Raw genomic sequence first — 8425 nt, 5'->3', positions numbered from 1 at the left:
ATCTGCCGGCACTGCCTTCGATGGTTCGAATCCGTCTCCCTCCACCATATTCTTCTTATCTCTTTCGAGAGTTAAGAGAACAACCTGATTGATGGGCTTATGGGAAAACATCAATTTAGGCTTACTTTGTGAAGAGTAAGACACACCCTGGAGGGGTTCCCGAGTGGCCAAAGGGAGCAGACTGTAAATCTGCCGGCACTGCCTTCGATGGTTCGAATCCGTCTCCCTCCACCATATTCTTCCTTAATTGGAAAATCGAAAAGCCAACTCGTTGAGTTGGCTTTTTTCGTTTCTAAGTTCAACACTTCGGGCACCTACCCGCAGCTCTCACTGCAAGACTGTAATCTCTCGGAAATCATTTCCCATACTTCCCAGTGACGTCCACAAGCTAAAGAAGAGGCGCAACCTAAGCCATTGGTAGAAATAAGCTACTCATACTCTTCAACTATTTGTTGTTTCTGATGCAATGATATTTCAGGTTCTACTATCGGTTCGAAAACTCAGTCATCACGATTAACACCTCTATCTTGGTTAGATACCCCGATTGAATATCTAAATAGGATGAGTAACTTGGTTCAGCCTAATTCACTGTTAGCACAAAGTATCACTCTAAATAATTGTCGTGATGATACTGTTTTTCTACAAATGAGGAGAATCCAGAGAGCCGCATTATCGTAATGCCCTAGAAAAACTCTCTTCTGAAAACTTACAATTCTATACAACCAGACACAAAAAAGCCCCTACAGATTTCTCCGTAGGGGCTTTCAATAATCAAAGTAATGTCTAGCTAACTCATTTTTAGTTAACTATCGAGATTAACCTTGAATACCAACAATTAGCCAAGGCGCATTGTTAGTGGTTAGATCGCGCTCTAAGTGCCAGATATCAGTGATATCTTCTTCGATGCCATCCGCTGTATCGCGGTAACGACCACTAAACTGTAGGCTTAGTTGTGCTTTGCTACCGTCGTGGTCAGCTCGAACGATTTCAGCATCAACGTACATTACATCTGTGTGCTGATCACCGTCTAGCTTATTACGCTCAGCTTTTAGGTCTTCAAACAGGTTTGGAGACACGTACTCTTCAATCGTGTTTAGCTCGTTGTGGTTCCATGCACCTTGCAGTGTACGGTAGTGTTCACGAGAGCCATTGATGAAGGCCGCTTGATCAAAGCCCGGTGGGTAGTTATGTGGTACATCGCTTTGTGCACCAAAACCGAAGCCACCAGCAGTGCCTTGTGATTGAGGTTGTGCTTGCTCGAAGTTATGAACATTTGGCTGTTGCTTTGATTGCTCAAACTTGTTCTGATTCATACCGCCGAATGCAGGCTGTTGACCACGTGCATTCTGCTGATTCATTGAGCCCTGCTTCGCACCCAGCATTCCGCGTAGGAACTTAAACGCTAGGAAAGCAATCAGACCCATGATCAGAATATCCATAAACTGGACACCTTCAAAGGCGCCACCAAAGAATGCCGCTAAAAGACCACCAGCAAGTAAACCACCTAGCAGACCGCCCATAAGGCCTTTCTTGCTAGAGTTAGCTGCTGCTTTCTTACCGGTTTGATCTTGTCGGATCGAATTCGTGTTTTGTTGTTTTGGTGCTGGAGCCGTTTTAAAGCTTTTGCCAAATGACTTACCACCACCAAACTTTTTCGCTTCTGCGATTGGCGTCACCGCGACTGTTACCAACAGGATCGCGACTAGTGAGAAAAATCGTTTCATTATTATCCTTTATAGGTTTTTTATCTTTCGACCCTTTCATCATACTCGTTAACAAAGAACAATGAAATATTCACGGCATTTACACATGTATCATAATATTGCGGCTATTAATTGGTTGCTTAATTAGCGAAAAGATTGACGACTATCGAGGGCATCATTAAAATATTGAACGATGTTCATTTACTAGAAACGAATCATGGCACGAAGAAACGATCATACTCGAGAGCAATTAGTTCAGCTGACCTTAAAGACAGTGACAAACTTTTTAGATCAGCACTCTTATCACGAGTTAAGTCTACGTAAAATTGCCAATATGATTGGTTACGTCCCTAGCACATTAGTGAATGTATTTGGGAACTACAATCTACTACTTTTGCACGTTGTTGCCCAAACATTAGATGAACTGACGTCTGAATCAGCGACCGCTGTCGAACAATCGAGCAATCCTCAACAAGCTCTATTCAATCTTGCCTACTGCTACCACGATTTTGCACAAAGACACCCTCACCGTTGGCAGCTTATTTTTGAGCACAACATGAACGGTGAAAACCTTCCTGAATGGCAGTCGAACCGCATCGATAAAATGATAGGTATGCTTGAGCAACTTCTAGTCGCCATTGCTCCTGAACACACGGAAAGTGAAGTGGTTAAAGCCAGCCGAGTATTATGGTCAGGTGTGCATGGTATTACTTTATTAAGTGTCGACGATAAATTTTTCGCATCAGAACCTATTGATGGTAAAGAGTTGATCGATAACCTAGTCTCAAACTACTTAACTAACTGGTAAGTATCCAAGGAAAGAGAATGAACAACAACAGCCAATCTTCGCTGTTAACGCAAAAAAGGTTCCTACCCTACTTTATTACCCAATTTTTGGGGGCCTTTAATGACAACATATTCAAAAATGTTCTGTTGCTGTTTGTTGCTTTCGCAAGCGTAGACACGCTGCCTATCTCCAGTAATTTATTCATAAACTTGGCCGCTGGTCTATTTATTCTGCCCTTCTTCCTATTTTCGGCTTTGGCTGGCGTACTGGCTGATAAATATGAAAAGTCTTGGTTTATTCGTAAGATTAAGCTCATTGAAGTGGTTATTATGTCACTGGGTGCTATCGGTTTTATCTACGAAAGCTACGGAATATTACTTCTACTTTTGTTTCTAATGGGAACACAAAGTGCCTTCTTTGGCCCGGTTAAATATGCGCTATTGCCACAACAATTAGAAACGAAAGAACTTGTTTCTGGAAATGCCTTAGTTGAGACAGGCACATTCCTAGCGATCCTGATTGGCACTCTCGGTGCCGGTATTATTGCTTCAGAAGAAAGCGCTAAGCTGATCGCCGCTATCAGTATCATTTTATTCGCGATTCTCGGATATGTCTCAAGCTGTTTTATTCCTGAAGCACCAAGCAACGCCCCAAATCTAGAAGTGAATTGGCAGCCCGTTAAGCTGACCCGCAGCACACTGGCGATTGCGAAGAAAGACCGACCTACTTTCCAAGCGCTGATGTCTATCAGCTGGTTTTGGTTCCTTGGTGCAGCTTACCTGACTCAGTTTCCAAACTTCACGAGGCTTCATCTAAACGGTACAGAGAGTTCGGTCGCATTTTTGCTAGCGTTATTCTCTGTCGGAATTGCCATTGGCTCGTTGACGTGTGACAAACTATCCAATCACAGAATTGAAATCGGTATCGTACCCATTGGTAGTATGGGAATATCCATATTTGGCTTATTGATGGCGATATCAATTCCTGAGTCGTTGCCTGATTTCGGCTCGTTTCACCAATTTGTCACCCACTCAGAACTTTGGCCACTGTTTGCTTACTTGCTACTGCTTGGGATATCTGGCGGTATCTTTATTGTCCCTCTGTACTCCTTGATGCAGTTACGAGCAAAGCCAGACGAGCGAGCGCAAGTCATTGCCGGCCTCAACATCTACAACTCACTGTTCATGGTAGGAAGTGCGGTTTTAGGTATTGTTTGCCTCAGCGTTCTAGAGCTTTCAATTCCACAGCTGTTTATCTTGCTCGCGGTGGGCAACACCTTGGTGATGTTCTACCTGTTCTATCAGGTGCCTATCTATGCGTTCCGTTTTTTCACTTGGGTGGTGACTCACACCATGTACCGAGTTAAACATAAAAACTTACATCACCTGCCAGAAAAAGGCGGCGCGTTGATTGTATGCAATCATGTGAGTTATATGGATGCTTTGCTGCTGAGCGCGGTTTGCCCTCGCTTGATCCGTTTTGTGATGGAAGAGGATTACACCAAGTTGCCACCGATTCGACGTTTCTTGAAAAGAGCTGGAGTCATTCCAATCTCCGCTACAAACCGCAGTTCGATTCGAAACGCTTTCAAAGAAGTAGAACGTGCCCTGCATGAAGGCCACATTGTATGTATTTTCCCAGAAGGAAAGCTAACCTCTGATGGCGAAGTGGCTGAGTTCATGCGTGGTATGGAGCTGATTATCAAACGCTCTCCAGTCCCTGTAATTCCAATGGCTCTAAAAGGATTATGGGGCAGTTACTTTAGCCGTTACAAAGGCCGCGCCTGCAAAGGATTACCAACTCGTTTCTGGACTAAGTTAGAGATAGAAGCTGGTGAGCCTATTTCACCTAAAGAAGCGTCTTGTGAAACTCTTCGACAGTCAGTCTCTGATCTTCGTGGACCGCTGCGTTAAGTTTTCCTTAACGTTTGTTCAATTCATTTAGACTTACTTATCATTTTATTGAACGTATAGTGGTTTCATCACAATAAAGCCACAACAAAACAAGACTCTAAATACAATGAACCTAAAAAAGTCCGTTCCATTTTATCTTGCTGCACTGTTTTGCTTAACGCCTTGGGTTAGCTCACCGACTGCGCTTGTTATCGGTTTTCTGCTGGCAAGTTTAGGTTTGGTGCCAGAACACTTGGAAGTAGGCAAACTAACGAAGAAGTTACTGGCCTACTCGATTGTGGGGTTAGGTTTTGGTATTCAGTTTGAGAAAGCATTGGCGGTGACAGGCGACGGTATTGGGTTAATTATCGCCACCATCATCGGCACATTGGTTATAGGTTGGTTCTTAGCGAAACGCATGGGGTTAGATCGCACCACGGGCTATCTTATTTCTTCTGGTACCGCGATTTGTGGTGGTAGTGCCATTGCCGCTGTAGCACCAGCAATTAAAGCCGACGATGAACAGATTGGTTTAGCGTTAGCCACAGTATTCGTACTGAACTCGGTCGCTCTATTCTTGTTCCCAATGATTGGCCACGCGCTTGAGTTAAGCCAACAGACTTTCGGTACATGGGCTGCAATAGCGATTCATGATACCTCTTCGGTTGTCGGTGCTGCATCTGCGTATGGTGAGGAAGCGCTCACCACAGCAACAACATTAAAACTAGCTCGCGCGCTTTGGATCATCCCAATCGCATTAGTCAGTGCAATGATCTTCAAAAATGGCCAAAAGAAGATTACGATTCCCTACTTCATTTTCTTCTATTGTGCCGCTATCGCTGTAAGTGACTTATTGCCACAATTTGAGATGGCCTACCAAAGTATCTTTGACTTATCTAAGCGCGCTCTGGTGGTGTGTCTTTTCTTAATAGGCTGTGGGATTTCAGTTGAGAAGCTTAAAGCAGCAGGGCCAAAGCCTCTGATGTTTGGTATTTCTATCTGGGTGATGATTTCGACAGGCTCATTAGCGTGGTTAACTCTCGCCTAATACACCTAATACACAAAGAAGCACTGTAGATTGGTTAATATGTTAATCAGACAAACAGATTAGCGAATGACAAAATAAAAAGGCAAAGCTCACATGGGCTTTGCCTTTATTGTCTATAGCGTAAACATCTATATTCGGAACAGTCACTAATCAAACAGGGGCTTATCACTCTTCTTGCTCCCTCTTTTCATCAAAACAAGCACTACAACCAATACAAATGCGGTGAGTTCGGCTAACGATCGCGTCAACCCTGACGACGTCACTGCTTGGCCTATCTGCAGTAAAACCGCAATGATGAGGGCTATCTTCATAATAAAACCTTATTCCATAATCCGTTACTTGTGAACCTTATTATGATGGATGGTTATAAAGATAATAAATTCTGTTTTGAACTATCTAATTGCTAAATTAACTAACCGTCTTTCAACTTAACAGATCGACAATTAACTTCCATGTTGGCGCTTATTTTGACTTCCTGTGTTGGAACAACCAAGATGCCAAGCCCAACCTAGATACCTTAATGCCCTGCTGCTCTTGCTCAGGCATTTGATAATACTCGATAGGAAATTTGAATCGCTCTAGGCTCTTTTGTAACTGTTCTGCAAACCAATCTCTGGTAGGTAGTTCGTCACAGTCGACGATCGCAATCGGTCTAAAGCCAAATTCACCATCTTCTACAGGGACCACAAAAGCTTGTTTAACTTCAGGTAATTGGTTGAGTGCTCGCTCAATTTCTTCACAGTGGATGTTTTCACCGCCGGAAATAAACTGATTATCTGCGCGGCCAATTATCGACACTTGTTCGCCATCCCATTGGCCGAGATCTTTACTATCAAACCAACCGCTCTCATCCACCAAAGGCGTTAATTTACCTTGATGGTAATAACCGGAAGCGAGGGTGTCACCTCCAATATAGATACGTTGGTTTTCAATTTTCAATTGACGATGATTAAGCACGAAACCAGCAGTGCTGCTTGCATCAACAGGTTTTGCAGTCACCGTTGAAGCCGCTTCTGTCATGCCATACCCCAACCAAGTTTCGATGCCCATCTGTTGAGCTTGAAGAGCAAGTTCCTCTGGAATATGACTTCCGCCCAGAAGTACATGCGTTAAAGTAAGTGCTTGCTTACTCTTGAGTAATCGATGTAGTTGAGTAGCGACTAATGAAGCGTGACTGCATTCTTCTATATCGGTTTCAAGCTGACCTGAGCCTATTTTTATGCACCCACCAGTCGCCAACCAACGATGGACAATCGCCAACCCTGACACATGGTACATAGGTAAGCTAAGCAACCAAGTATCCGTGCCTTTAAATTGGAATACATCCAGTAAACCGACAGCAGAACATAGGTGTTGATCAAGTGTGTGTGCCACCGCTTTCGGGTTTCCAGTAGAGCCCGAGGTAAATACGATGCTTGCGAGGTTTTGAGGATTGAAACTAGGAGGTTCTGACGTTGCTATTAGCTTGTCATTACCATCTAGATCATTCAAACAAGGTAAGGTAAGTAACTGAGTATTCAGGTCTGCAACGTCAGACAGATCTAATCTGCCACTCTCTAACAACCATAGATAACGTCTATCCGATGGACTATACAGCGATTCAATCTTTTGCATTAAACGAGCGGCAGGCTGAGGCATAGTAAATGCACAAACCACACCTAAATTTAAGGCGGCAAGATACACTGGAATCACTTCAGCTTGGTTTTTACCGACAATCGTCAGTACGTCACCTTTAGATAAACCTTGATGGGATAATTGTTGTTGGTACTCACTCACTAACACTGAGACTTGCAGCCAAGTGTAATCGCGATTAGAAGTATCTAACGCTGTTTGATGTGGGTTCTGCTGCGCCCACTGTACCCAGAGCGGGTGATGAATAGATTGTGGGCGCATCATAAGATAACCAAAAAATAGATTAAGAACTGACGAAGTTAATTAAATAGCCACTCAACTAACTTGTAAAACAGAACGAAAAATAGCTCGGCCTAAGAAGACCAAATCAATTGTTGTTGCTCAAGCGTTGAGACCGGAAGCTGACAACCCGGCCAAGAGACTGCTAACTGTTGTTGATACAAGCCAATCGTATCAAGCCCCGGCACTTCATCAGGTAAGTACTGTTGTGCCAATCGCGCTATCTGAGTTAAGCCAAGGCTAGACTCTATGCTTGAACTTAGGACGGGTTTGATACCAAGTTGCTGCGCGCGTTCAATGATAGCAACACAACGCTCTACCGAGCCAATCAAGGTTGGTTTAATCACAACCGCTTTAACACCTGTTAGGTCGCTGAGGTCAAACTCAGGGCTTCTTACCGCTTCTTGTAGTGTCTCATCCCACGCAATCGCAACGCCATGGTCGATGGCAAATGCCAAGCTGTCTTCTGGCTTTTGACAAGGCTCTTCAATAAAGCTGATACGTTGACGCAATGAAGGCGCAATGTACTTGATGAACTGCTTCGCTTTTTCCGGCTTCCACGCGCGGTTAGCATCTAGTCTTAGCGTTAAATCAGGAATCGATTCAAGGAATAAACTCACCAACATGCCATCACGGATCGCCTCATAAAGACCGACCTTTACCTTAGCAACCTTCTCGCCTTTCATCTCATTGAGCACAGGGATCAACTCGTCAGGGTCACCAGTACACAATGGCGCGGCTTGGTAGTCCCCTTCAGCGTTGAGTTCGCCGCGTAATTCCATCATCGCCATCGAAAAGCCAAACGCGACAGAAGGGTATAACTGATCAAATGGCGTTTGAGGATTATTGTGGTTCCAAAGCTCTAATTCATGTTGCAGTTGAATACCAGCTTGTTCGGCATCTTCTTGACTAAAGCCCGGCAAAGGTGCGACCTCACCAAAACCTGTCTTACCATCACACTCAAGCTGGATGATATAGCCAACGCGTTCGTTCAACTTATTGTCACGCAGCACCACTCCACTATCCATAGGTAATTGATATCGGTAGAGTTTAGCGTGGCGATGAGAATTCACTGAGTTCATAA

Annotated in this window: 7 protein-coding genes and 1 tRNA gene; 4 read left to right on the top strand and 4 right to left on the bottom strand. The window is 44.0% G+C overall.

Annotated elements, in window-relative coordinates:
• The first annotated feature begins 149 nt into the window (after nt 1-149).
• Nucleotides 150-234, top strand: a tRNA-Tyr gene (locus OCT63_RS10985).
• Between the two features lie 581 nt (nt 235-815).
• On the opposite strand, the gene OCT63_RS10980 is transcribed toward OCT63_RS10985, so the two are convergent.
• The gene (locus tag OCT63_RS10980) at nt 816-1724 is read right to left on the bottom strand and encodes a Tim44 domain-containing protein (RefSeq protein ID WP_269983719.1); all 909 of its coding nucleotides are present in this window, start codon (nt 1722-1724) and stop codon (nt 816-818) included.
• Between the two features lie 196 nt (nt 1725-1920).
• Here OCT63_RS10980 and OCT63_RS10975 point away from each other — a divergent pair, with 196 nt between their 5' ends.
• The 3 genes from OCT63_RS10975 (at nt 1921) to OCT63_RS10965 (ending at nt 5430) form a co-directional block, all read left to right on the top strand.
• Nucleotides 1921-2511, top strand: a complete 591-nt coding sequence (locus OCT63_RS10975; protein ID WP_060468150.1) for a TetR/AcrR family transcriptional regulator — start codon at nt 1921-1923, stop codon at nt 2509-2511.
• A gap of 17 nt (nt 2512-2528) precedes the next feature.
• Nucleotides 2529-4403, top strand: a complete 1875-nt coding sequence (locus tag OCT63_RS10970) for an MFS transporter (protein ID WP_269983718.1) — start codon at nt 2529-2531, stop codon at nt 4401-4403.
• 106 nt (nt 4404-4509) lie between these two features.
• Nucleotides 4510-5430 (top strand): YeiH family protein, encoded by a 921-nt coding sequence (locus OCT63_RS10965; RefSeq protein WP_269983717.1) that lies wholly within the window; start codon nt 4510-4512, stop codon nt 5428-5430.
• 146 nt (nt 5431-5576) lie between these two features.
• On the opposite strand, the gene OCT63_RS10960 is transcribed toward OCT63_RS10965, so the two are convergent.
• The 3 genes from OCT63_RS10960 to menC all read right to left on the bottom strand — a co-directional run bounded on the left by OCT63_RS10960 (nt 5577) and on the right by menC (nt 8423).
• The gene (locus tag OCT63_RS10960; protein WP_202601707.1) at nt 5577-5741 is read right to left on the bottom strand and encodes a hypothetical protein; all 165 of its coding nucleotides are present in this window, start codon (nt 5739-5741) and stop codon (nt 5577-5579) included.
• Nucleotides 5742-5892: 151 nt separating this feature from the next.
• Nucleotides 5893-7326, bottom strand: a complete 1434-nt coding sequence (gene menE, locus OCT63_RS10955; protein WP_269983716.1) for an o-succinylbenzoate--CoA ligase — start codon at nt 7324-7326, stop codon at nt 5893-5895.
• A gap of 89 nt (nt 7327-7415) precedes the next feature.
• Nucleotides 7416-8423 (bottom strand): o-succinylbenzoate synthase, encoded by a 1008-nt coding sequence (gene menC, locus OCT63_RS10950; RefSeq protein WP_269983715.1) that lies wholly within the window; start codon nt 8421-8423, stop codon nt 7416-7418.
• Nucleotides 8424-8425: the final 2 nt, after the last annotated feature.

It is taken from the genome of Vibrio sp. RW (assembly GCF_027587105.1).
GTDB lineage: Bacteria > Pseudomonadota > Gammaproteobacteria > Enterobacterales > Vibrionaceae > Vibrio > Vibrio toranzoniae.
The sequence above is the reverse complement of the archived record's forward strand: the minus strand, read 5'-3'. Positions and strand labels throughout refer to the sequence as shown.

What these genes read in the sequence shown, in the direction of transcription:
- OCT63_RS10980 (WP_269983719.1), bottom strand. Translation starts at nt 1,724, where the DNA reads ATGAAACGATTTTTCTCACTAGTCGCGATCCTGTTGGTAACAGTCGCG.
- OCT63_RS10975 (WP_060468150.1), top strand. Translation starts at nt 1,921, where the DNA reads ATGGCACGAAGAAACGATCATACTCGAGAGCAATTAGTTCAGCTGACC.
- OCT63_RS10970 (WP_269983718.1), top strand. Translation starts at nt 2,529, where the DNA reads ATGAACAACAACAGCCAATCTTCGCTGTTAACGCAAAAAAGGTTCCTA.
- OCT63_RS10965 (WP_269983717.1), top strand. Translation starts at nt 4,510, where the DNA reads ATGAACCTAAAAAAGTCCGTTCCATTTTATCTTGCTGCACTGTTTTGC.
- OCT63_RS10960 (WP_202601707.1), bottom strand. Translation starts at nt 5,741, where the DNA reads ATGAAGATAGCCCTCATCATTGCGGTTTTACTGCAGATAGGCCAAGCA.
- menE (WP_269983716.1), bottom strand. Translation starts at nt 7,326, where the DNA reads ATGATGCGCCCACAATCTATTCATCACCCGCTCTGGGTACAGTGGGCG.
- menC (WP_269983715.1), bottom strand. Translation starts at nt 8,423, where the DNA reads ATGAACTCAGTGAATTCTCATCGCCACGCTAAACTCTACCGATATCAA.